Source organism: Luteolibacter flavescens, assembly GCF_025950085.1.
In the GTDB taxonomy this organism is placed as follows: Bacteria; Verrucomicrobiota; Verrucomicrobiia; order Verrucomicrobiales; family Akkermansiaceae; genus Haloferula; species Haloferula flavescens.
Genome location: NZ_JAPDDS010000002.1, coordinates 338,096 through 360,768, shown reverse-complemented (window position 1 = coordinate 360,768; position 22,673 = coordinate 338,096). Strand labels below are relative to the sequence as shown.

Genomic DNA, 22,673 nt, shown 5'->3' with positions numbered 1-22,673 from the left:
TTTTGTTTTGGAACAAAATTCTTTGCCATGGCGGCTAACCGGTGCCCGGTCGCCACAACTCCCCCATGACTCCGCACGAAAAAGCCGCGCCCACCGGAACGGCGGACGCGGCTGACTTGTGGACCCTGAACCCTAGAAAACTACGGATGCGTGGCCTCGGCACGGAGGAAGCCCTTGCCCCCCAGACCCTCCGATGCCGTGAGGCGGAAGGTGTGGAGCTCGTAGGCGGGATCCGTGGCCGCAGCCGTGGAGACGTGCGCCACCGCGCTGGTGAAGCTCGTCAGATTCAGCGATCCGCGGACCCGGTAGGTGAGGCCGCCGACTGTGGCCTGCTGGCTACCGTCGGGCTGCGCGGTGAAGACCGCCCCGATGCGGGTGGCGATGGTGAGCGTGAGCTCCTTCTGGCCATTCGCATTTGTATCGGCGAGCGCGCTGGTGATCTGGCCGCGTGACGATCCGTTGTTCGCCCCGCCATTGAAGGCGAACTCAAGCAGGTCGATCACGCCGTCATTATCCAGGTCGCCGGTGCCGTCCCGGGTGGTGCCGCCGAGATTCGCGGTCTCCCAGGCATCATCCATCCCGTCATTGTCCGCATCACCGCCGGTGGAGGCGGTGCCGAAGCTGACGGCGGTGAAGCTCTCCAGCGCCACGGTCTTGTGCGTGTCCTGGTCGAGGACGAAGACACCGGCCTGGAGATTGCCGAGGCCATTCAGGAAGGCGGGCTGGGCGGTGGGGCTGCATGGATTCCCATTGCAGCTCATCGACCAATTCCCACCGATGCGCTCAATGATGACGGTGAGGTCGCGGCCAGCGGCACCGGCAGTCCCGCCCGCACCGAAGAACGCATTCGCATCCGTGGCGGCATTCGTATTCACCCCGAGCGCGGCGTAGCCCGCACCGATGGCGGAGGCACGCGTCATGGCCGTGCTGCTGGTGCCCACCCAGGCGCCGATCTGGTCGTAGCCCGCGAGCGCCGGCAGATTCACATAGTGCGCACGGATCCGGAAGTCCTGCGCAGCCGTGAAGCCGAGCGAGGAAAGCGGGATGCCGATCGCCTCGAACTGCGCCATGTTCACCTGGCCATTCACATCCGCGGATGCGGTGGTCATCGCCAGCGTCCCGGCGGCGGTGTCCAGATCGAGGTTCGGATCATTCGTCGGGATGGACGCTCCTGTCCCACCGAGACGGGTGGTGAATGCGGTCGCCTGGCCGTCCTTGTCACGCAGGCCGGTGCCCGCGGCCGTCATGCCGTGGAAGACGTGCTGGTCCACCGCGCCGTCGCCATTGATATCGGTCGGCGTGAAGACGGACAGCGTCGGATCGGACGTGGCCTGGTATTCCGCGAGGTTGTTGAAGCCGTCGCCGTCCGTGTCGTCGGTACCATTCTGCGAGGCGATGGTGGTGGGGCCGAACCACGCGACCTCCCAGCGGTCGGGCAGCCCGTCATTGTCGGCGTCGCCATCGGCCACGCCGGGTGAGAGCGGATCATCCGGAGCGCCCCGCTGGACGAATTCCTGGAGCAGGTTGAAGCCGTCCCCGTCGGTATCGCCGGTGCCGGAATTGCTCAGGTTGCCCACGTAATACAGCTCCCAGCCGTCGGACATGCCGTCGTTGTCGCTGTCCGGGAAGGACGTGTAGAGCATCGGAGCCGTCCCGGCCGCGAGTTCCTCGGCATTCGTCGCACGGTCGCCATCGGGATCGCCGCCGCCGTTTTCATCGAGGTCGTTGAAGTAACCCATCTCCCACGCGTCCGGCAGTCCGTCTGCGTCCGAGTCATTCGGGCTGGAGGTGGCGTCGGCGGGATTGCTGCCGGCGTAGAGCTCCTCGATGTTGCTGCTCAGGTCGCCGTCGTAGTCGCCGTTCGGCGTCTGGGCGAGGCCGTTGAAGTAGTAGCGCTCGTAGGAGTCGGGCAGCTTGTCATTATCGGAGTCGGCCTGAGCGGCATTGTCCGGGCCCTGCTCGTAGAGGGACTCCAGCGCCCACTCGCGCATGACGCCGTTCCAGATGCGGACCTCGTCGTAGGTCGCGCTGGGAGCATTGTCATTGTAGGGCGAGTGGCCGAGGGCATTGATGGTGTCATTCATCATGCCGATGGCGTTTGCCACGGTGGCGGTGCCGCGCGGCGGGCCGAGGTCCAGGTAGGACTCCCCGTCATACATCGGTGCGGAGTACCACTTCACCACGGAGCTGCCGGCCACGGGCGCGGGCTCGATGGTCATGACGATGTGATACTTGGTGCCGACGATCCAGTTGTTGGTGTTGTTCGTCGTGAATACGGCATTGTCCCGCCACTCGACACGGTCCGTCGCCGCGGTGACGCCTTGGCTCCAGCTCATGAAGAGATTCTCGGTGGCACCGCTGTGGAAGTCGAAGATGCGAGCCCAGTTCTGCAAGGCATCCATCGTCGCCCACAGCTCGATGGTGACCGGGGTATTGTGCGCGGGCAGCAGGTTCGCACCCAGCTTCACCCACTGCGAATCGGCCTTCGCGCCGCCGGTGAATTTCACGTTCGTGGCATTCAGCGTCACGGGATTGGTGTTGCTGGTCGCGCCGTTCTCGATGGTGGCGTGGCTGGTCCCGACGGAGTCGTTCAGGCTGTTCGTGAAGCTCCAGCGGTGCGCCGCCTTCGCGAAGGCGGGCGAATGCGAGGAGTCGGTCGGAACCGAGCCATACTTGTATTCCTGCAGGTCGGTGAAGAGGTCGCCGTCCGAATCCACCGTGCCGTTCTTCGCCGCGATGTTTCCGAAATACAGGATCTCCCAGCCATCGCCGAGGCCGTCCGCATCGGTGTCGCTGAAGCTGCCCGCATTCGCCGGCAGCGTGCCCGCGGTGAATTCCATCAGGTTCGAGTCGAAGTCGCCGTCGGAATCATCGGTGCCATTCTGCGTGGCGATGCTGCCGAAGTGGGTGATCTCCCAACTGTCGCGCAGGCCGTCGTTGTCCACGTTCATCGGATCGGAGGCGGGGTTGTTCGCCTGCGTGCCCGCGAGGAATTCCTCGTAGTTCGTGGCGAAGTCGCCGTCGAGATTGCCATTCGCGCCATTGACGCCGGTGGCGTCATTCGGGTTCAGGCCGTTCGCGATCTCATACGAGTCGGACATGCCGTCGCCGTCCGCATCCACCGAAATCACGTCCACGGTGATGGCGGTGCCGGTATCGTGGAAGGTGTAGTTGAAACCTGGGCGCTGGTTCGCGATGGACAGGCCGGTGACGCCTCCGGTGAAGCTGCCGCTGTACTGGATGAGCGTGTAGGTGCCGGGTAGCGCGGGATTCGTGGTGCCGCTGTCATAGAGCGAGATGGCCACGGTGCCGTGCGAGCCGCCGGTGCAGACGATCTTGTCCGCGGTATTCCCCGCGCCGGTCTCGAGCGTGAGGAGCGAGCCGCTGCTCAGCGTGAGCGTGCCGACGGTGAGCGAGCCGACCGCTCCGGCGGTATCCACCACATTCACGCGGCCGCCGCTCTGGATGGTGAGCGGGCTGCCGGTGTGGCTGCCGCCGGTGGCAAGCTCGCCGCCCGTGACGATGATGGGACCGGTGAATGCGTGAGCGCCATTCCACGTAAGCGTGCCCGCGCCCGCCTTCGTCAGCGATCCTCCAGCCGCCGCGCCGATGGTGGCGGTGGCCGTGATGGCCGTGCCCCCACCACCCAGAATGGAGACGGTGGGCGCGCTGGTGTAGCCGGTGCCGGGGCTGGTCACGGTGACGCCGGTGACCTGGCCGGTGACGACATCGTAGGTAGCCATGGCCGCGGCACCCGTGCCGCCGCCACCGGTGATCTTCACGACCGGGCGGCCCTTGTAGCCGGTGCCCGTGCCGCTGACCGAGATGCCGGTGACGCCGAAGGTGGCGGTGCCGTCCGCGACCGGGCTCGCGACCTGCGCCGCCATCGTCTTGTTGAAGCCATTCGTATCGATCGTCATGCCGCCGGAGTGGACGGTGATGCGATCGACATTCGGCGTGGCGATCTGGGCGGTGGTGGCGCTGTTCGCGCGCAGCGTGCCGTTGTTGAAATGAAGGTACCCCTCGCTGTTCGGACCCGTGCTGGAGATGGTGTCCACGGAGAGCGTACCACCGTTCGCGATGGCGAAGACGGTGACATTCCCCGCCAGGTTCGGATTCGAGAGGTTCACCGGGCCGGTGCTCTGGAAGACGCCGGTGCCGGTGACATTCACGTTCGCCCACTTCGCCCCGGTGCGGGCATTCGTGTCGGCGAGGACGAAGCCGGTCGCGCCCGCACCGAGCGTGCCGCCCGTGACGTTGAACTGCCCGTTGTTCGCGTTGTTGTTGAAACAGCAGGCCGCCACACGCGTGGCGGTGATGGTGCCGCTGATCACATCGACGACCGAGTTCGAATTCGCGCCGATGCCCGCCACGATGTTCGCGGCATTGTCATTCGGCACGGTCGCCGCGCCATTGTCGTTCCGGAAGTAGCTGACGCTGCCGCCGCCATCGCCGAGGAAGAGGCCGTCCTGCCCCACGGACTTGAGCGTGCCCTTGTTGTAAACCGCGCCGATGGCATTCGTGCCGCGCCCGATGATGAGGTTCCGCACGTCCGCCGTGGCATTCGCGCTGGCGATGTCGAGGATGCCCGTGCCGCCTTCACCGATGCGGGTGCCGGAGGCATTGCCATTGTGGATGAGCTTCGAGGAACCGTTCAGCGTCATCGTGAAAACCGACCCGGGACTCTCGCCCCAGTTGTAGTTCGCGTTGTTGCCGGTGACGGTGAGGGTGCCGGTGTCATTGATGGTGACGGAGCCCTTCACGAGGTTCGCCGCGTTGCCGCCATTGAAGCCGCCGCTGAGGCTGGCGGTCGTCACCGCGCCCGCATTGCTGATGACGAGGTCTGAGGAGACGGTGCCGGTGCCATTGCCGCGGCCGATGGAAAGCCACGAGCCGACGCTGAGCGTGCCCGCGTCCACCTGCACCTTTGCATTCTGGCCCGCGCCGCCATTCGTGACCACGCCGCCGATGACCAGCTCGGTATCCACGGCATGCGCGCCGCCATTCAGGCGCAGCGTGCCCTCGCGGACGACGAGCGGATAGCCGGCCGGGGTGGCGGGCATGTAGCCGATGGCCCCGGCACCGGTGAAGGTACCGCCATTCGAAAGCGTGAGCGTGCCGGTGCCCGTCTTCAGCAGTGCCGAGCCGCCGTCCCCGGTCTCGGTGATGGCCCCGGTGATCGCGACATTTCCCGAGCCGCCGACGGCCAGCAGGCTATTCGAAGCGGCGGGCGGCACGGCCACCACGCTGCCTGCCACGGTGAGCAGGCCGCTGCCATTGTTCGTCAGCGTCACCGTGGAATTCGCGGCGGTGGAAAGATGAATCGAGCCACCGGCCGAGCTGACCTGCTGCGCGGTGGTGACACCGGCATTCACCGTCACGCCGCCCGCGGTGGAGAGGTTCAGCGTGTCATTCGCATCGCCGATGGTGAAGACGGAGGCATTCCCGCCGGAGATGCCGAAGAGGATCGTGCGGACATTCAGCGTGGAGCCCAGGTCCACGGCACCGGAGCCAGCCGCGCCGAAGCTGGCGTCATCCGCGCTGGTGAAATCATTGGCTGCCGCGCCGGGGAATTGCGTCGCGGAGGTCCAGTTGCCCGGAGTTTGCCAGAGGTTGTTTCCACCGCTGCCCGTCCAGGTATCGGATGCGGCATGGGCGGCGGGGATGGCCGTGGCGAAGAGGCAACCCAGACCGAATGCGGTCTCGATCAGGTTGCCACGGGAGTGTGGCCGAGGGATTTTCATGGGGTTCTGAGTACGTAATCCCGCCTTCAGGAAAGACATGGGTCTGTCCGGCTCACCAGTCTCCGGCATATGATACCGGCTATGGAGCGGCTGTATGGATCGCCTTCCGGGAAGGCGCGACGAGGCGAACAAATGCCCCGCCGTGCATGTGCGGGTTTATTGGGTTTCGATGGATTCGGGTTTGTCGGCATCGACCCCGCCTCCGGCTGTCCTCTTTGGGTTTGGACATGGGTGCCGGGAAAAACGGGGATCGAACCTTCCCACAGTCTAAATCGTCCCGATCAGGTTTCTTGTATTGATCGGTTTGCTTTGCGTAGGATTACGACACGCGGCTTTTTCGAAGCGCACAATCGATCCCTCAATTCACTTTCCATCAATGGATTGCGCTAAAGCGAAGATCAACCCTCGGACCAAAACCAAGCGTGTGATTTTTTCGCAACTTTTCCGATGGGGATGATTCCGCCGATCAAAGCGTCGCATACATACCCAAAGTTAGCATCCATATCACCCGGCAATATAACACCGGGCGCGGCTCCAACAGGCCGTTATTTTCCGATGGCCAAAGCGGCAGCCAAAACTTCCTCGACCGGGGACATGCGACCGATGCCCTGGTATCCACACGCAAGGTCTCCCTCCGCCGGGCCGATGAAGCGGCAGCCGTCCTCGCCGAGTCGCGCGACATTCCGCTGCACGGCGGGATGCAGCCACATCTTGCCATTCATGGCCGGGGCGATGATCACCGGCGTGGTGCGCGGCAGGGCGAGGTAGATCGAGGAGAGAGGGTCAGGCGCGAGGCCATTGGCGAAATTCCCGATCACGTCCGCGCTCGCGGGTGCGACAAGGAAGAGGTCCGCCGAGTCCGCCAGCTCGATGTGCCCCGGCTTCCAGCTCTGCTTTTCATCCTCCAGCGTCACCAGCACGGGCTGGCGCGTGAGTACCTGCAGCGTGAGCGGCGTGATGAATTCCGTGGCAGCGCGGGTCATGACCGCATGCACCTCGTGCCCCGCTTTCACAAGCTGGGACGCCAGGTCCGCCGCCTTGTAGGCAGCGATCGAGCCGGTGATGCCGAGGACGATGGTCATGCGGGAAATAGGAGCACCGGACGGAGAACTGCCAACACCGAATATGCAGGACAGCCCGCACGGTCCGCCGTGGTCGTCCTACCGACAAAGTTCAGCCTTCGCCTTTTCCCGCCGGAAGCCCATCCTCGCCGGGTGATCTCACGCCGCAAGATCAAGTACTCCGTCTCTCCCACCCTGAGGCAATACCTCTATCACTTCGACCGCCTGCGCGATATCCCGCTGGTCTATGACGACCTCACGCGCTTCGCCGGCTCGATGCCGTATGAAGATCCGCGCGGGAAGGAGACGCTGTGGCTCACCGTCTTCTACCCCCAGGAGCTGATGCTGGAGTTGCGGCCGAAGCTGACGAAGATCTACGCCGAGCTGAAGATCGGCGGCGAAAGCGACCTCCACGAGCACCTCACCGTGGACCGCATCGACTTCGGCGAGTTCGGAAATTCGCGGCCCTTCCGCATCCGCATCACGAACCTGTACAACGATAACTCCGACTACTTCTACGTGAAGCAGGCGGACGCCTCGCGCATCTACGGCCTGGAGCTGGAGCACATCCTCTCGCCGAACCGCATCAACTACCTCGTCAACGGGAACACCTTGATCGAGGAACACATCGCAGGCGTGCCGGGGGATGTCTTCCTGCGCGATCACCTGCCGCGCCCGGAGCTGAACAAAGTCCGCATCGCGAAGGAGTTCACCAAGTTCAACGAGCGCTGCTTCATCCGCCTGCTCGGCGACATGCGGAGCGTGAACTACGTCGTGGACATCACGCCGGACTTCGAGGAAGTGCAGTACCGCGTGCGCCCGATCGACTTCGACCAGCAGAGCTACGAGCGCCGCGGGAAGATTTACCTGGCGTACCGCTTCGACTCTAACAAGACGGTGACCAAGCTCGCCTTCGACGTGCTGAACCGCAAGACCATCGACCAGTACGTGGCCGAGGAGCACGCGCAGATGACCCGCCGCGCCAAGGTCGAGAGCACGCGGATGAAAGCGCTGCTCGGCGTGATGCGGCGCGAGGAACTCGCCCCGCGCGAACACGTCGCCTCGCTCGCGGCGGACCTCGCCAAGTATCACCACACGGACATCTTCCGCGACTGCCGCACCATGGGCGAACTCACCGCCGCCCACGTCGCGCACATGCTGGAGCTGTGAGTTTCCGCGCCCGCGGAGCACGCTCCAAGTATCCCTTCGTGGTCGTGGTGGCGATACCACGGGAGAAGCCCTCCTCACCTACCACCTCTACCCACTGACACTGTCATCAGGGCGGCGGCAGCCAGCAATGGTGTGGTTCCTATAACCTGACGAATGCACCCAGGGCCCACAGCCGGTTCTTCAGGGCCAAAGGCCCGGCCATCCCTCAGCCCGGGCCATCGGCCCGGGAAAGGGATAGCAGCATAGTCGGCGGCCTGAAGGGCCGCGATAGGGATGACGGCCCGCCTCACCGGTCAAAGAACGGACCATCGCCTAGCGGAATCTGTCGATTGGATTCTGACGGTCGGGATGAGCCCGTAAATCATGTGCATCCCAGCCCGGTATCGCGTCCCTTCAGGCCGCCAAATGCATCGGGACGGGGAGACCCGGGCCGTTGGCCCGGGCTGAGGGATAGCCGGGCCTTTGGCCCTGAAGAAAGCCGGTGTCTTTGCGGAGCTCCCCGAAGGAAGCCGAGCTTCATCCAAGCAAGCCCGCTTCACTCGCCAATTCCGCACTGTCACCAGTGCGCCTACGCTCAACCCTCCCGCCTCATTTCTTCAACCACGCCTCCAGCAGGCTCGGCCAGACCGCGAGGTCGCCCTTGCCGGCCACATTCATCCCGTAGCCGTGGCCGCCGGTCTCGAAGCAATGCAGGCTGACCGGCACTCCATTCGCCTTGCAGGCCGCGGCGAATTCAAAGCTGTTCCGGCAATCGACGAAATCGTCCGTGGTGGTCAGCAGGAAAACCGGCGGGGTCTCCTTCGTCACCTGCTTCTCGGTCGAGTACTTCTCGATCGCCTCCGGCGACGGCTCCTTCCCTAACAGATTCTGCCGGGACCCGCCATGGGCGAGCTGCCCCATACTGATGACCGGGTAGATGAGGATGGAGAAATCCGGCCGCGCGCTGAGCTTGTCGATCTCGTCCTTGCCCTCTTCCGGGAAAGTATCGCCGAAGCGCGTGGTGCACAGGCTGGCCAGATGACCTCCCGCGGAGGAACCCATGACGCCCACCTTCGCGGGGTCCACTCCCCACTCCTTTGCATTCGCGCGGACAGTGCGGATCGCGCGGCGCGCATCGAGGAAGGGAACGGGAAACTGGTATCCGAGGTCCGCCTTGCCGGTCACGCGGTACTTCACGACCATGCCGGTGATTCCTCGCTCATTCAGCCACTTCGCGTAATCGTGGCCCTCGTGGTTCATCGCGAGCATGCCATAGCCGCCACCGGGGAAGATGACCACGGCCTGCCCGGTGCGCTTTTCCGCAGGTGCGGGATAGATGACATACTGCGGCACCTCGATGTCGCTGTAGCGCCATCCCTCGGCGACGGTCTCGGTTCCGGTAGGAGGACGTTTCGCGCCGGGAGCCTCACCGGGCCACAGCGGCTTCCAGTCTTCAGCGGCGGAGAGGGTTGTCACGAGGCAGCAGAGGGCGAGCAGGGTTCTTTTCATGGAAGATGGCGAATGAAGGGGCCCGATACCGATGCCAGCGAGCCAATGTTTCGGCAAGTCTGCTTCAGATCAGTAGCAGGGGAAGGACTGCGTCCTTCCCGCTGGGCGGGGCGGGCATCAGAACGCCCTCCGCCTCACATCTCCATGGCCGCCTCCGCAAACGTGAGGCGGCCCGTTTCACAAAGCTTCAAGCCGCCCCTAACGGAACGACGAAGTCGTCCCGCTACGTTCGCTACTCGCGCTTCTTCACTGGCGTGCCGTCCTTCACCGTGTCCGGCGGGTGGAGCAGCACCTCATCGCCCGCAGCGAGGCCGGAGATCACCTCGGTGAAGTGACCATCGGTCCGGCCTGCCTCCAGCGTCACGGCCTGGGCCTTGCCATCGCGGAAGACGAAGGTCTTCCATGCATTCCCCTCGCGGAAGAGCGCCCCGGCGGGCACCACGAGCACATCATCGCTGTGCCACACGGCCACGCGGACCTCCACGCGATAGCGGTCGCCGAGCGACTTCGCCTGCTCGGGCGGATTCACCAGATCGCACAACACATACACGCGCTGCTCCTCCACGCCGAGCGCGGAGATCTTTGTGAAAGCGGCGGGCTCGATGCGGCGCACCCGGGCTTCCAGTGCCTCCGTGCCGCCCCATTGCTCCACGCTCACGGAGTCGCCCGGCTTCATCGTCACCGCGTCGCGGGAAAGAATCTCCGCCTCGATCTCGATGTCCACCGGATCGCCGATCTCCGCGATGGCCATGCCCGCGGTGACCACCGTCTCGCTCTCCTGCATCACATTCAGCAGGCGGCCGGAGACGGGCGACTTCACTTCCAGCGCATTCCCCTCAAGGGTGATGGCCGGGCGTTCCAAAGACGCACGCGCCTGCTCCACCTCGTGCTCCGCAGCCTTCAGCGCGAACTCCGCGGCACGAACGTCGGCGGCGCGCATCGAGCCCTCCATTTCCACACGATCCCGGTCGGCCTGGGAAATCGCGCCGCCGGTCAGGGACTGGATGCGCTTCAGATTGATGTCGGCCAGTTCCTTCGCGCTTTCGGCGGCTTTCAGCGTCTCACTCGCGCGGCTGCGGGCGGCCTCGCGCGTTGCCACCACGGCCTCGGCGAGCGACTTCGCCCGAGGGTCGAGCAACGGCGCGGCCACGGGCTCGATGGCCGTGAGGATGGTCTCGCCGGCCTTCACCTCGTCACCCGGCTTCAGCGGCACGCGGCGCATGCGGCCGGAAAGCGGCGCGGCCACCACGTAGCGGTTCCGGATGCGAGTCTTCCCTTCCTCGGAGACGCGCACGGTGAGCGGCGCGCGCGCCACCACGCCGGTCTCCACCTCGGTGGGCTGCGGCTTCAGCCCCATGGCGACGAGTGCGATGAGTGCTCCGCCGATGGCCCACGGGATGAGCCGTCGCAGCAGGCCCTTCGCGGACTTGCTGCGCTTTCCTTCCCACGGTGGGGTATCGCTTTTGCCTTCGGACATGGGTGCTTGCGGGTGAGGGTGAGGGATCAGTCGCGCGCCTTCAAGACGCCGACGAGGTCGAGTTTCGAGAGCATGCGGCTGACCATCGCGAAGGACAGCGCGGCGGCGGTGAGCACCACGCCAACGGCGATGGAATACGTGGAAGGATCGATGACGATGGGCATGCGCACCGTCTCCGTGCTGAAGGATGCCATGATGAAAAGCGCGAGACCCTTCCCGAAAAGCAGGCCGAAGGGCAACGCGAGCAGCACCAGTAGCCCTAGCTCGCCGAGCAACACACCGCGCACCTCGCTGAGGCGGAAGCCGACAACCCGCAGCGTGGCCAGCTCGCGGCTGCGCTCGGACAGAGCAATGCGCGCGCTATTGTAAACCACGCCGAAGGCCACGATCACCGCGAGGACGAAGTAGAGTTTGCGGATGAGGCCGATGCTCTGCGCGGTGGTCTTCCGAAAGGACTCGAGCTGATCTCGCTTCACCATCACCACCGCGGCGCGCGGCGTGTCCTTCACCTCTCGCATGAAGTCGTCCCAGCGTGCGTGGTCGATCTTGAGATACGCGCCATTGATGGTGTCGCCCTCCTTCATGAGACGCCGCAACGCCCGGATGTCCATGTAGGCCGCCACGCCAGCGAAGTCCGTGACCAGGCCGCGGATGGGAATGCTGAGCACCGGGCGGCGGCCCTCCATCACCTCCACCTGCACGTGATCCCCCACGCGCGCGCCGATGACCTCGGCGAGCTTCTTCGACATGATGAGGCCTTCCTCGGGGAGGATGATCGGCTCGCCATTCTCGTCGAGCAGGCGGCTGAGATTCGACCCCGCCTGCACGCCGGTGATGGCGAGCTTCCGGTGGTGGTGGGCGAAGCGCAGGCGCGTCTGCACGCTGCGGATGGGCTCCGCGCGGATCACGCCGGGCAGGTGCTCCAGATCGTGGAAGCCTTTCTCCGAAGAAGGCTCCACGAGGAAGACCGCGGCGTCCTGGCGTTGCGCGCGGTTCCACTGGAAGGTGAGCAGGTAGTCGATGCTGTTCGCCATGGCGCCTGGCAGCACCATCAGGCCGGTGGCGAGGGCGAGGCCAGCGGTGGTGAAGACGGCCTGCCATGGCTTCCGCTCGATATTCCTCAGCGCCATGCGAAAGGCCGGGCTGAAGAAACGGGTGAGCCCGATGCGCTCGACGAAGGACGGCTTGAAATCAGCGGGCGGCTCCGGCCGCATCGCCTCCGCCGGTGGCAGCTTCACCGCCTGCCACACCACCGAGAGCACGCCGATCATGGAGGCACCCGCGCTGACGACGAGCGCCAGGCCGAGCGCGCCGTAGTCCATGCGGAACTCCAGCGAAGGGAAGCGGAAAAAGATGGTGTAGAGATTCACCAGTCCACCGCCCATGAAGCGGCCCGCCACGCCACCGATCAAGGTGCCGAGCGCGCCGATGACGAAGACGAACTTCAGGTAATGCACGCCGACCTGCCGGGAGGAATAGCCGAGCGCCTTCATCTGCGCGATCTGCTCGCGCTGGAGCCTCACGATGCGGGCGAGCACCGCATTCACCATGAAGGCGGCCACGCTGAGGAAGACCAGCGGGTAGGCCACTGCCAGCGCATGGAGAACCCGCAGCTCGTCATCCAGCCGCTGGGCAGATGCCTGGTCCTTCCGCATGTACGCACCGCCCGCACCATAGGGCGCGAGCAGCCGGTCCATCTGCGCGATCACCGGCTGGGCCGCCGCATTCGGCGCGAGATCGAGCGCGATGTCATTGAAGGCACCGTCGAGATTGTATGCCACGGCCAGCGCGCGGTACGGCATCCAGATGACGCTGAAGCGCTTGTGGTCCGGCAGCGTCTCACCCGGCCGCGCCTCGAAGACGAACTCCGGCGACAGGCCGATGCCGCAGATCTGCAGCGTCTCCCGATGGCCATTGATCACCGCCACCAGCGAGTCCCCCGGGCCGAGGCCATTCTCCAGCGCGAAGGACTCTCCGACCACCACCTCGCGCCGCGAGTCCGGCTCCGGCATGCGGCCCTTTCGCAGGAAGATACGGTTCAGCTTCGGCTCGCTGCCGTCCTCGGGCAGCGAGATGATGTGCCCGCTCGCCGGCTCCGCGAGGCCCGGCAGATCCAGTGTCACATTCACCGCCACGCGCGCCTCCACGGTGGAAACGCCGGGCAACTCCGCCACCCGGTCCGCCATGGAAAGCGGCGCCCGCTTCAGCGTCGCGAAGACATCCGCCAGCGCATACTGCTGGTAGTAGGCATTCCGCGTCGACTCCAGCGTGAGGATCAGACTGCGGGTCATGATCATCATCGCCAGCCCGCACGCCATCACCAGGCTGACCGCGATCACCTGGCCCTTCATGCGGCCAAGGTCACGCAGCAGCTTGCGGTCGAGCGGGTGGATCATGCGGAAGGTTGAGAGTCGGTGGTTGAGGGTTGAGAGTTAAAGGCAGGAGGATGACGGCTGTTTGGATCTCGCTCTCAACTCTCAACCATCGACTCTCAACTTCCGGGTTACCACTTCAGCTCCCGCGCGGGGAGGCGTGTCGCGTTGCGTTGCTCGTTGATGATCTTCCCGTCGGAAAGGTGCATCACCCGGTCGGCCATTTCCGCCATGGCGGCATTGTGGGTGATGACCACCGTCAGCGTGCCAAGCTCGCGATTGATACGCTCGACGGCCTCCAGCACGGTGATGCCGGTGGTGACGTCCAGCGCGCCGGTCGGCTCGTCGCAGAGCAGCACCTCCGGACGCTTGGCGATGGCCCGGGCGATCGCGACGCGCTGCTGCTCGCCACCGGAAAGCTGCGAGGGGAAGTGGTCCATGCGCTTGCCGAGGCCGACCATTTCCAGCGCGTCCTCCGGCGTCATGGGATCGGCGGAGATGTCGGTGATGAGCGCCACATTCTCCCGGGCAGTGAGGCTCGGGATGAGATTGTAGAATTGGAAGACGAAGCCGACGCAGTTCCGGCGGAACGAGGTCAGCGTGTTCTCGTCCGCGCCATCGAGCGGCCACCCCTTGTAGCGCAGCTCCCCCGAGCTGGGCACGTCGAGCCCGCCGAGGATATTCAGCAGCGTGGATTTCCCGCTGCCGGACGCGCCGAGCAGGCAAACCAGCTCGCCCGCGCTCATTTCCAAGTCAACGCCGTGCAGCGCCACCACATCCAGCTCGCCGGTATGATAGACCTTGCGCAGCTTTTGCGCCTGAAACACGACACCGGTGGAAATCGGGACGCTCATCGACGGGCCGGACCATAGCCGGGATGCCCGGCGTGGCAATCGTTTGACTGCGAGGGGCCAGCGTTCCCGGGTTTGACAGCCCCGGCGGCAGTCCCTTTCCTCCGGACGTGTCGCCGGACTCCCAACAGGACTTCGCCTTCGCCTTCCTGAGCATTTTGTTCGAAGGCGCGCCTTTTATCCTGCTCGGCACGCTGATCAGCGGCTTCATCGATATCTACCTGCCCGCGGGCACGATGGACCGGCTGCTGCCGAAGCGGAAATTCCCCGCCATCCTCGTCGCGGGCCTGCTGGGGATCATCCTGCCGGTCTGCGAGTGCGCGGTGGTGCCGGTGATCCGGCGGCTGGTGAAAAAGGGCCTGCCCGTCTCCTGCGCGCTGACCTACATGCTCGCCGCGCCGATCGTGAATCCGATCACGGCGCTCAGCACGTGGAAGGCCTTCAAGGGCCCGGAGATCCCCTTCGGCGAGGAGCTCACCTACTCGGCCAGCCTGGTGATGACCGTCTCGCGCCTCGGCCTCGGCTTCCTGGTGGCCGTGCTGGTCGGCCTCGTCGTCGCGCGCATCCCGCTGGTGAAGATCCTCCGCCAGCGCCTAGTGGACAGCCTTCAAAAGGACGACGCGCCTGTCCCCGCCCTCGCCCACTCCCACGGGCATGCCCACGATCACGATGAAAAGGGCTGCTGCGGCCATGACCACGATCATGGTCACGATCACAGCCACAAGGCCTGCGGACACGATCACGGCCACCATCACCACCACTCGCACGATGACGGCGGGAACCGCCTGATCGCCGCCTTCCGCTCGGCGATGCGGGATTTCGTGGATGTGGGCGTTTACTTCGTCATCGGCGTGGCCATCACCGCGCTCTTCAATACGGGCATTGCCCCGGGGGCCGATTGGCTCGACAGCCTGGCGAAGAACGACATCGCCGCCCCAGCCGCGCTCATGGCGCTGGCCTTCGTGCTCAGCCTCTGCAGCACGTCGGACGCCTTCATCGCCGCCACCCTGGACAAGTTCACCTACGGGGCGAAGTTGGCCTTCCTCGTCTTCGGCCCCATGCTGGACGTGAAGCTGCTCTTCCTGTATCAGACGGTGCTCCGGAAGCGCTTCATCCTGTGGTTGGCGCTCGGTCTCTTCGTCGCCATCGGGGCGGCATCCATCGCCTGGCAGGCCGCCATCTTCTCGCTCGCGAAACCGTGAATCCGAAAATCCAGCGCGTGCTCTTCTCCATCGCCCTGCTCGTCTGGGCAGCGGTGCTGATCTACTTCTACGCCAGCGGCCGCATCGTGAAGTACCTCGCACCGGACTTCCGGCCGCTGGTCATGGCGGGCGGCCTCGGCCTCGGCGTGGTGGGACTTTTCAACCTGCTGACCGCGACCCAGGAGGCCTCCTGCGGGCACGACCACGGGCCGGATGACGCGCACGACCATGAGAGCATGGACGTCCATCCGCTGGCCGCCTTCCTCATCCTGCTGCTGCCGCTGGGCCTCGGCGTCTCGTGGACGAAGGACGCCTTCTCGCTCGGCTCGCTGACGCGGAAGGGCCTCATGGACACCCCGGCGGACGCGAGTTCCCTCATCATGGGCGCACTGCCGCCGCTGACGAAGGAGCTGATCGAAAAGCAGCACCCGAAGAACGCGGACGGCTACCACACCTTCGGCCTGATGGAGCTTTTCTTCAGCGCCGGCGACCCCGAGATGCGCGAACTGGTGGGCGGCATGCAGGTGGAAACGGAAGGCCGCGTGATCCAGGACCCGGACGCCGTGGTGCCAAACCAGCGCCGCCTCTACCGTCTCTTCATCACCTGCTGCGCCGCCGACAGCCGCGCCATCCCCATCATCGTCCGCTTCAAGGGCGAGGTCCCGCAGGTCGAGGACAATACGTGGATGAAGCTGGCCGGCACCATGCGCTACCCGGACGAGGGCGAGGGCAATGTCCCGGTGCTGGAAGTGGACACCGCCGCCGAGGCCCCGCCACCGGCCGAGGAGTCCTTCATGCGGTCGAATTTCTGACGCCGCGAGACTTTCATGGTCACGAATGGCTCCTTACCCGTCGGAATATCTCCCATGGATTCCTTTGCGTAGGATCTTGTCGATGTAACCGACACGTGATAAGGGACGCCCGTCGCCCTTGCCATGTTCACCCGATCCGCCATCCGGACCGTCGCCGCCGCGTTGATCGCGGTGTCCGCCTCCGCGTGCCGGAATGAGAAGCGCGAGGCGCTGCGGGAGCTGGGGAAGCGCGGCGTGGAAGCTTCCGGTGCCTCGTTGCTCGCCGCCGTGCAGGAGGGAGATGCCGCCCTCGCCCGGCTGCTGCTGGAGGCCGAAGTTTACTCCGGCCAACGCGATGCCGACGGGAATTCGCCGCTGCACCTCGCCATCGGCCACGGCCACGCAGCCATCGCGTGGGACCTCATCGAAAAGGGGGCCGACCTTGCCACCCCGACTCCCGCGGGCGTGACTCCCGTCTCGCTGTCCGTCGCGAAGGGCGAGACCGCCATGACCGACCGCCTGCTGGACGCCGGTGCGCCCCCCGTTGGCCTGACCCCGGATGGGGACAAGGTGCTACCCTGGGCGATCCGCAATGGCCGTCTCGCCTTCGTCCGCCGCCTCATGGAAGGCGGGGCCGACCCGCACCAGAAGGACGCAGCCGGGAATCCCCTCCTCCACGTGGCCATCGAGGCCGGTCGGCGGGACCTGATGAAAGAGCTGCTCGACCTGGGAGCCGATGCCGCCGCGGTGAATGCCGCGAATGAATCCTCGCTCGTCGCCGCCCTCCGCAAGGACTGGCGCGACCTCGCCGCTCCTCTGGTGAAGGCGGGCTCCGATCCGAATCTACCGGACCACACCGGCCGCATGCCGCTGGAGTCGGCCATCGATTCACGCGATCTGGATCTCGCAAGGACTCTCGCCGCCGTGGGTGCCCGGCCGCTGGCGGGCTCGTGGGGAGAGGCGCTGTGGAGAGCATACGACCGCCGCGAGATCGATGCCTGCCGCCTGCTCCTCTCGCTGGGTGCCTGCCCGGAGACACCGGATTCGCAAGGCCGTCGCCCGCTGGAAGCGGCACTGGCGGACGATCGCGTGGACTTCCTCCATCTCTTCCTCTGCTACGGTGCGGATGGCCGGCCTCTTTACTACGAGGCCTGTCGTACCAAGCGCAGCTATCACGCCGGGATCATCGCCGCGCACGGTGGCCAGCCGCGCACGCTGCCCGCGCCCTTCCTCGATACCCCGCTCGGCCAGGCGATCCGCGAGGGCGATGCACGCACCGCGGTGCGCCTGCTGGATCGCGGTGCACGACCGGACCAGCCGGTGGCCGAGGGCCAGTCGCCGCTGCACCTCGCCATCATCATGGGACGGGCGGGCATCGTGAAGGAGCTGCTGAAGCGCGGCATCGACCCGAATGCCACGTTGCCCGCGCAGGTCCCCGAGTCCTTCATCCAGGCGGTGAAGGGCGGCACCCTGCGCTGGCTGCTGAAGAACGACACGAACGTCACCCCCATCATGCTCGCCGCGGACAGCGGCTGCACGGATACCGCCCGCGCTCTGCTCGCCGCCGGGGCGCGCACCAGCGTGTGGACGAAGCGCAACCGCATGTGGCCCATCAACATCGCCGCGCGGAAAAGCGACGTGCGGATGATGCGCGTGCTGCTGGGCAAGGACCCCATCGTGGAGCAACGCCGCATCGTCGTGGATCTCTCCGACCAGACCGCGATCGTCTATGACTCGTCCGGGCTGGAGCTTTACAAGACCGCCGTCTCCACCGGGAAGAAGGGCCACGCCACGCCCACCGGCACCTTCGCCATCACGAACAAGTACCGCACCTGGACCTCCACGCTGTACGACGCGAGCATGCCGTGCTTCCAGCGTTTCAGTTGCAGTGACTTCGGTTTCCACCAGGGCGTGGTGCCCGGCTACCCGGCATCGCACGGCTGCATCCGCGTGCCCGCGGGAAATGCGCAGAAGCTCTTCGCGCTCACCGAACTCGGCGACCGCGTGGAGATCCAGCCGTAGGAATTTTGCCTCCTCAAGGAGTCTCGGCGAGCGTCACCTTTACCCGGGCAAAGCGCTGCGGGCCATCGGACGGCCACGTGATCGTCCGCTTCACGAAGCCCGGTATGTCGGGCGAAAAGGCCGCGGTGCCGGACACCGCCCCGGCAGGCAAGGTGGTGGCACCGGCAAGCGAATCCAGCGCGGTGGATGTCTCGACGATGTACGAGAGGCCTCGTACTACAGCATCGCTCCGCTCCGGATAGGACAGCGTGATCGTGCCGCCCGATGCGGAAATCTCCGGCCGCAGGTATTGCGTTCCGGACAGGACCATCGAGCCGCTTCCGGGATTTCCGCCGAGTGCGTATTCCAACAGGTTTGCCAGGCCATCGTCGTCCGGATCGTCGCCTTCCGCCGGCTCGCTGAGGCCCGTGGACCACGCCGCGTAGGTCGGCTTCAGCGTGAAAGATGGCTGCGATGTCACCGTGGTGGCGGTGTCCGACTCGGCGGTCGCGGTCACGCCCAGCGTGGCCACGGCGGGCATGGAAGTCCACGTGGCAGTCGCCACGATGCTGTCCGAGGCGGGCATCAGCGCCTTGCGGATGGACCACACGCCGCCACCCATCGCCTCGACGATCCAGCCCGGCGCCGTCACCGATGCCGGTGCCTGCGCGGGATCGAAGGCCAGCGTGAGCCCGGCGCTGCCCGTCGCTTGCGCACCGCTGTTGGAGAAGGTGAATGCAATGCTCCCGCCATACGCCTGCCGCAGGCTCGCGGGTGAGGAGACGGAGGAAACCGAGAGCGTGGTGGGCGTATACTGCACCGGACGCATGCGGTAGCCCGCGGGATTCAGCACCGCATCGAGCTGCGTGATGTAAGCGGGCACGAAGGTGCAGAAGTTCTGATAGACCAGTGGATTGTTGCCTACGAAGACCGCAGCCAATCCGACCAGCGCGGGCTCGCCATTGTGGTCAACGAATGCCGGGCTGCTGGAGTCGCCGTAACTAGGACCATAGTAACACTGGTCCGCCGAACCCGCCGCAACCAAGTAATCGAAGCTGAAGACCCGGGTGTTATCCGAGTAGGGATCATACGGCAGATTCGCGAACGGCCCGATGGTGGAAGAGCCGCCGGAGACCGAATTCCCGCTCACGTGGTTCTTCCCCAGCACCATGAGCGCATCGCCCGTGAGCTGGACCTCAGAGAGATTGTTGCAGTAGCGCAGCGGCTTCACCGTCGCGGGCAGCGGCGCGGAGAGCTGGGTGATCGCGAGGTCGATCTTGTCTGAGCCATCAAGGATATTCGTGAAGGCCGCGATGGTGCGCGTGTGCACCTGCCCGTCCGACCCCACGAAGCGCACGAGCTGGTTTCCCCCGTTGAAGTTGTTTTCCAGATGCCGCACGGAGATGACGTGCCGCGGCGAGACGAGGGTAAGCTGCGTGTCGCTCGCCGATGGGTTCCCCTGGATGTACCACCACCCCACGCCCGTGAATTTCGTCGCGTCGTGGAGGAAGCTCGGATTCATCACCGGATTCCCCGGGAAGCCTGAGGAGAAGCGGGCATGCCTGCTCGCATTGTAGGTCCGGAGGGTGAGTCCGTGGGCGGGCGTCAGCAGCGCCAGGGCCAGCGCCGCCGCGGGAAGGGTGAATGGGTGTTTCACAGCTATGGACAATCTACCAGAGCTGATGGCCCGACACCAGCTTCACGATGAAGCACTGACGGCGGTATCTACTTAGTCGTCGAAGGTCCACGTCCGCCCGCTTCCGGCATCGCCCTCCAGCCGGGTCTCGCCTTCGAATGAAACGAGCTTCACCCACTTCGCTTCGCAGCGCTCCCGGATGCGCTCGGCCAGCTCCCGGGCATGCGTGACCACGATGAGCTGCGTCTCCTCCGGCACCGCCGCCATCAGGTCCGCCAACGGCTCTAACAGCGACGTGTGAAGGCTGCTCTCCGGTTCATTGAAGACGAGCAGCGGCGGCGGCTTCGGCGTGAGCAGCGCGGCACACAGGCAAAAGAAGCGCAGCGTGCCATCGGAAAGCTCGCTCGCATCCAGCCAGCGCCCCAGCTCGTCGCGGGAGAGCTGGAGCTGGAAGCGCCCCTGGTCATCCACGGCCCGCCACCTGCTGCCGGGGAAGGCCTTCTCCACCACCTGATCCAACACCGCCTCCCGACCCGACTCCGCAATGCTCTGCAGGGTCGCCGCGAGATTCGTACCATCGCCCGCCAGCACCGGCGACCAGAAGCCGACCCGCGGCCGCCGCAGGGGCGAGTCGGGATCGACCCGGAAGTGATGATAGAAGCGCCACGCCAGGAAGGTCTCGCGCACTGCCGTCAGCGCCGGGTAGCGCAAGCCGTCGCGCACCTCGCTGAGCATCGACTCCGGGAGGTGAAAGGGCAGCGAGATGGTCTCCATCTTCCCGTCATCCCCGCGCACGCTGATGGAGGTCCCGGCGCGCTTCGCCATCGGGCGGCCCTTGATGCCCCCGGCACGGATCACCTCCGTTTTGACATCCGGATCGGTGCGGAATTTCGTCGGGTCGCCCGGTGTTGTCGGGATGAGCCCGCATTCGTGGGAGAAGGAGAAATGGTCATCCTCGATCTCCCAGCTCACGCGACGCGGACCGTCCTTCCGCCGCAGGCCCGCCCACATCAGCCCCGGCATGCCGCTCTCCGACTCCACCGCCTCGGCGAAGCGTCCCTCGGCCATCCGCTGGAGCAGGATGAGCGCGCGGTAGAGATTCGATTTCCCCACGCCATTCTCCCCCGTCACCACCGTGATCCGCCCGAACTTCACGCGGAAGTCCCGGAGCGAACGATAGCCACAGACGTGCAGGGAGCGGAGCACCGGACATGCCTGCCCGATCCGGGCAGCGGTGGCAAGCAGGCTCGATTTCTTCCGCTTGTTGCGACGCGGCGGCGAGCTTACGGGAAGCGGATGCATCTGGTGATCCGGACTCTTCTCGCCCTCTCCTTGTCGCTGGTGGCCCCGGCTTCCGAGACGTCGTTCAAGGAGGGCATTGCAAAGCTTGAGTCGCGCCACGGCGGGAGGCTCGGGGTGAGCGCGCTGGAACTTGGCGAGCGAAAGGCCGTCGCCCATCGGGGCGGCGAACGCTTCGCGATGTGCAGCACCTTCAAGTTCCTCCTCGCAGCAGCGGTGGCGGCCCGTGTCGATGCGGGCGATGAGCAGTGGGAGCGGAAGATCCCCTATGGAAAAGAGGACCTCATCCCGTGGACCCCGGTGACGGGAAAGGAGGAGAATCTGAAGGCCGGGGCGATGAGCGTCGCGGAGCTCTGCGAGGCCACCATGATCTGGAGCGACAATACCGCAGCCAACCTGCTGCTCGACACTGTCGGCGGCCCGGAGGGCCTGACGCGCTATCTCCGCTCGATCGACGACAAGACCTCGCGGCTCGACCGTAATGAACCCGGGCTGAATGCCAACCTCCGTGGCGACGAGCGCGATACCACCACGCCGGATGCGATGGTGGCGACGATGGAGAAGCTGCTGCTCGGCACCGCACTGAAGGACGCCTCGAAGGAGAAGCTGACCGCATGGCTGGTGGGGAATCGCACCGGTGACAGGCGCATCCGCGCGGCGATGGATCCCACATGGAAAACCGGCGACAAGACCGGCACCGGCCAGAATGGTGCCGCAAATGACATTGCCATCGTGTGGCCCGCCGACCGGAAGCCCGTCCTCATCGCGATCTACTACGACGGAGCCGATGCGACCGCCGACCAGCGCGAGACCGTCATCGCGGACGCCGCGAAGCTGGTGCGCGAGACCCTGGTGGTGGAGGAGTGAACGAAGCTAGAGAAGATTCGGTGCTGCGACGGCATTTCTTAGCACAATGTTTTGGGTGATCTTGCTCCTCATTCTTGCCGCGGTCGTGGGGGGAATTCCCTACCTGCTGCTGATCATGAGAACGTGCCGGGCGAAGGATTGGCGAAAGCTGCGCCGGATGATCGCCTACCCGGTGATCGGTGTGGCGGTTCTTTTGGCCGCTGGACACCTTTCGGACCACCTCGTCTATCGCAAAAGCCTGGAGGCAGTCTTCGATGGCAAGATGACGTTCTCCCGCCCAATTTTCGAGTATGACTCCGAGCGAGGCTTCCAAGGCGACGGCTACTCCTTCGCCGTGTATCCGCTTTCGGAGTCGATCCGACAGCGCTTTGTCTCGGCTGATCTTCGTTTGACTGGAAGGTATCCCGAGCGCCCCGCCGACCGCGATCGCTGGAAGACCCACCTGTGGACGGAAGCACCTTTTGACCCTGCGTTGGACCAGTATCTCGAGTTTGCCTTGAGCAGTCTCGACGCGGGCAACGAACCGCGCTTGGAGCCGCACTTTTCAAACCTCCGGGCAGCCCTCGGGAAAAAGCGCACATGGTATTCCTACTTTCACCATGATCACGGGGACTCTCCTGGGAATATCGACTTCTTCGCGGTCGATCTCGATGAGGGCCGCGTCTATCTGATCAATCACAATACCTGAAAGGGTCGGCAGCCAACCCGCTGGCC

At 65.3% G+C, this 22,673-nt stretch carries 14 protein-coding genes; 6 read left to right on the top strand and 8 right to left on the bottom strand.

Features of this window, described 5'->3' with window-relative positions:
- Positions 1 to 140: 140 nt before the first annotated feature.
- Together OKA04_RS05055 and OKA04_RS05050 are read right to left on the bottom strand one after the other, a co-directional pair.
- Positions 141 to 5,744: a beta strand repeat-containing protein gene (locus OKA04_RS05055; RefSeq protein ID WP_264500045.1), complete on the bottom strand. Its 5,604-nt coding sequence runs from the start codon at positions 5,742 to 5,744 to the stop codon at positions 141 to 143.
- 545 nt (positions 5,745 to 6,289) lie between these two features.
- Complete coding sequence (locus OKA04_RS05050) at positions 6,290 to 6,826, bottom strand: flavoprotein (RefSeq protein ID WP_264500044.1); 537 nt, start codon at positions 6,824 to 6,826, stop codon at positions 6,290 to 6,292.
- Between the two features lie 132 nt (positions 6,827 to 6,958).
- On the opposite strand from OKA04_RS05050, the gene OKA04_RS05045 reads away from it, so the two are divergent.
- The gene (locus OKA04_RS05045) at positions 6,959 to 7,975 is read left to right on the top strand and encodes a hypothetical protein (RefSeq protein WP_264500043.1); all 1,017 of its coding nucleotides are present in this window, start codon (positions 6,959 to 6,961) and stop codon (positions 7,973 to 7,975) included.
- Between the two features lie 588 nt (positions 7,976 to 8,563).
- Here the strand turns inward: OKA04_RS05045 and OKA04_RS05040 are convergent.
- The 4 genes from OKA04_RS05040 to OKA04_RS05025 form a co-directional block, all read right to left on the bottom strand.
- Positions 8,564 to 9,463 carry an alpha/beta hydrolase gene (locus OKA04_RS05040; protein WP_264500042.1) on the bottom strand — a complete coding sequence of 300 codons (900 nt, stop codon included), beginning with the start codon at positions 9,461 to 9,463 and terminating at the stop codon, positions 8,564 to 8,566.
- A 232-nt stretch (positions 9,464 to 9,695) separates the two neighbouring features.
- On the bottom strand, positions 9,696 to 10,940 hold the full coding sequence (locus tag OKA04_RS05035) for an efflux RND transporter periplasmic adaptor subunit (protein ID WP_264500041.1): 1,245 nt from the start codon (positions 10,938 to 10,940) through the stop codon (positions 9,696 to 9,698).
- 26 nt (positions 10,941 to 10,966) lie between these two features.
- Complete coding sequence (locus OKA04_RS05030; RefSeq protein ID WP_264500040.1) at positions 10,967 to 13,336, bottom strand: ABC transporter permease; 2,370 nt, start codon at positions 13,334 to 13,336, stop codon at positions 10,967 to 10,969.
- A gap of 107 nt (positions 13,337 to 13,443) precedes the next feature.
- Complete coding sequence (locus OKA04_RS05025) at positions 13,444 to 14,166, bottom strand: ABC transporter ATP-binding protein (protein WP_264500039.1); 723 nt, start codon at positions 14,164 to 14,166, stop codon at positions 13,444 to 13,446.
- 107 nt (positions 14,167 to 14,273) lie between these two features.
- On the opposite strand from OKA04_RS05025, the gene OKA04_RS05020 reads away from it, so the two are divergent.
- The 3 genes from OKA04_RS05020 to OKA04_RS05010 all read left to right on the top strand — a co-directional run bounded on the left by OKA04_RS05020 (position 14,274) and on the right by OKA04_RS05010 (position 18,178).
- On the top strand, positions 14,274 to 15,365 hold the full coding sequence (locus tag OKA04_RS05020; protein ID WP_264500038.1) for a permease: 1,092 nt from the start codon (positions 14,274 to 14,276) through the stop codon (positions 15,363 to 15,365).
- Entirely contained in the window at positions 15,362 to 16,177 is an 816-nt protein-coding gene (locus tag OKA04_RS05015; RefSeq protein WP_264500037.1) for a TIGR03943 family putative permease subunit, read from the top strand. Before OKA04_RS05020 ends, OKA04_RS05015 begins: the two co-directional genes overlap by 4 nt.
- Positions 16,178 to 16,300: 123 nt before the next feature.
- Positions 16,301 to 18,178, top strand: a complete 1,878-nt coding sequence (locus OKA04_RS05010; RefSeq protein WP_264500036.1) for an ankyrin repeat domain-containing protein — start codon at positions 16,301 to 16,303, stop codon at positions 18,176 to 18,178.
- Positions 18,179 to 18,191: 13 nt separating this feature from the next.
- On the opposite strand, the gene OKA04_RS05005 is transcribed toward OKA04_RS05010, so the two are convergent.
- Entirely contained in the window at positions 18,192 to 19,814 is a 1,623-nt protein-coding gene (locus tag OKA04_RS05005) for a hypothetical protein (RefSeq protein WP_264500035.1), read from the bottom strand.
- 72 nt (positions 19,815 to 19,886) lie between these two features.
- Complete coding sequence (locus OKA04_RS05000) at positions 19,887 to 21,095, bottom strand: AAA family ATPase (RefSeq protein WP_264500034.1); 1,209 nt, start codon at positions 21,093 to 21,095, stop codon at positions 19,887 to 19,889.
- Here OKA04_RS05000 and bla point away from each other — a divergent pair.
- Positions 21,090 to 21,959 carry a class A beta-lactamase gene (gene bla / locus OKA04_RS04995; RefSeq protein WP_425503652.1) on the top strand — a complete coding sequence of 290 codons (870 nt, stop codon included), beginning with the start codon at positions 21,090 to 21,092 and terminating at the stop codon, positions 21,957 to 21,959. The genes OKA04_RS05000 and bla overlap by 6 nt on opposite strands.
- Before the next feature lie 55 nt (positions 21,960 to 22,014).
- Positions 22,015 to 22,647 carry a hypothetical protein gene (locus OKA04_RS04990; protein WP_264500032.1) on the top strand — a complete coding sequence of 211 codons (633 nt, stop codon included), beginning with the start codon at positions 22,015 to 22,017 and terminating at the stop codon, positions 22,645 to 22,647.
- Positions 22,648 to 22,673 lie beyond the last annotated feature (26 nt).

What these genes read in the sequence shown, in the direction of transcription:
- bla (WP_425503652.1), top strand. Translation starts at nt 21,090, where the DNA reads ATGCATCTGGTGATCCGGACTCTTCTCGCCCTCTCCTTGTCGCTGGTG.
- OKA04_RS05030 (WP_264500040.1), bottom strand. Translation starts at nt 13,336, where the DNA reads ATGATCCACCCGCTCGACCGCAAGCTGCTGCGTGACCTTGGCCGCATG.
- OKA04_RS05035 (WP_264500041.1), bottom strand. Translation starts at nt 10,940, where the DNA reads ATGTCCGAAGGCAAAAGCGATACCCCACCGTGGGAAGGAAAGCGCAGC.
- OKA04_RS05010 (WP_264500036.1), top strand. Translation starts at nt 16,301, where the DNA reads ATGTTCACCCGATCCGCCATCCGGACCGTCGCCGCCGCGTTGATCGCG.
- OKA04_RS05040 (WP_264500042.1), bottom strand. Translation starts at nt 9,463, where the DNA reads ATGAAAAGAACCCTGCTCGCCCTCTGCTGCCTCGTGACAACCCTCTCC.
- OKA04_RS05055 (WP_264500045.1), bottom strand. Translation starts at nt 5,744, where the DNA reads ATGAAAATCCCTCGGCCACACTCCCGTGGCAACCTGATCGAGACCGCA.
- OKA04_RS05000 (WP_264500034.1), bottom strand. Translation starts at nt 21,095, where the DNA reads ATGCATCCGCTTCCCGTAAGCTCGCCGCCGCGTCGCAACAAGCGGAAG.
- OKA04_RS05025 (WP_264500039.1), bottom strand. Translation starts at nt 14,166, where the DNA reads ATGAGCGTCCCGATTTCCACCGGTGTCGTGTTTCAGGCGCAAAAGCTG.
- OKA04_RS05050 (WP_264500044.1), bottom strand. Translation starts at nt 6,826, where the DNA reads ATGACCATCGTCCTCGGCATCACCGGCTCGATCGCTGCCTACAAGGCG.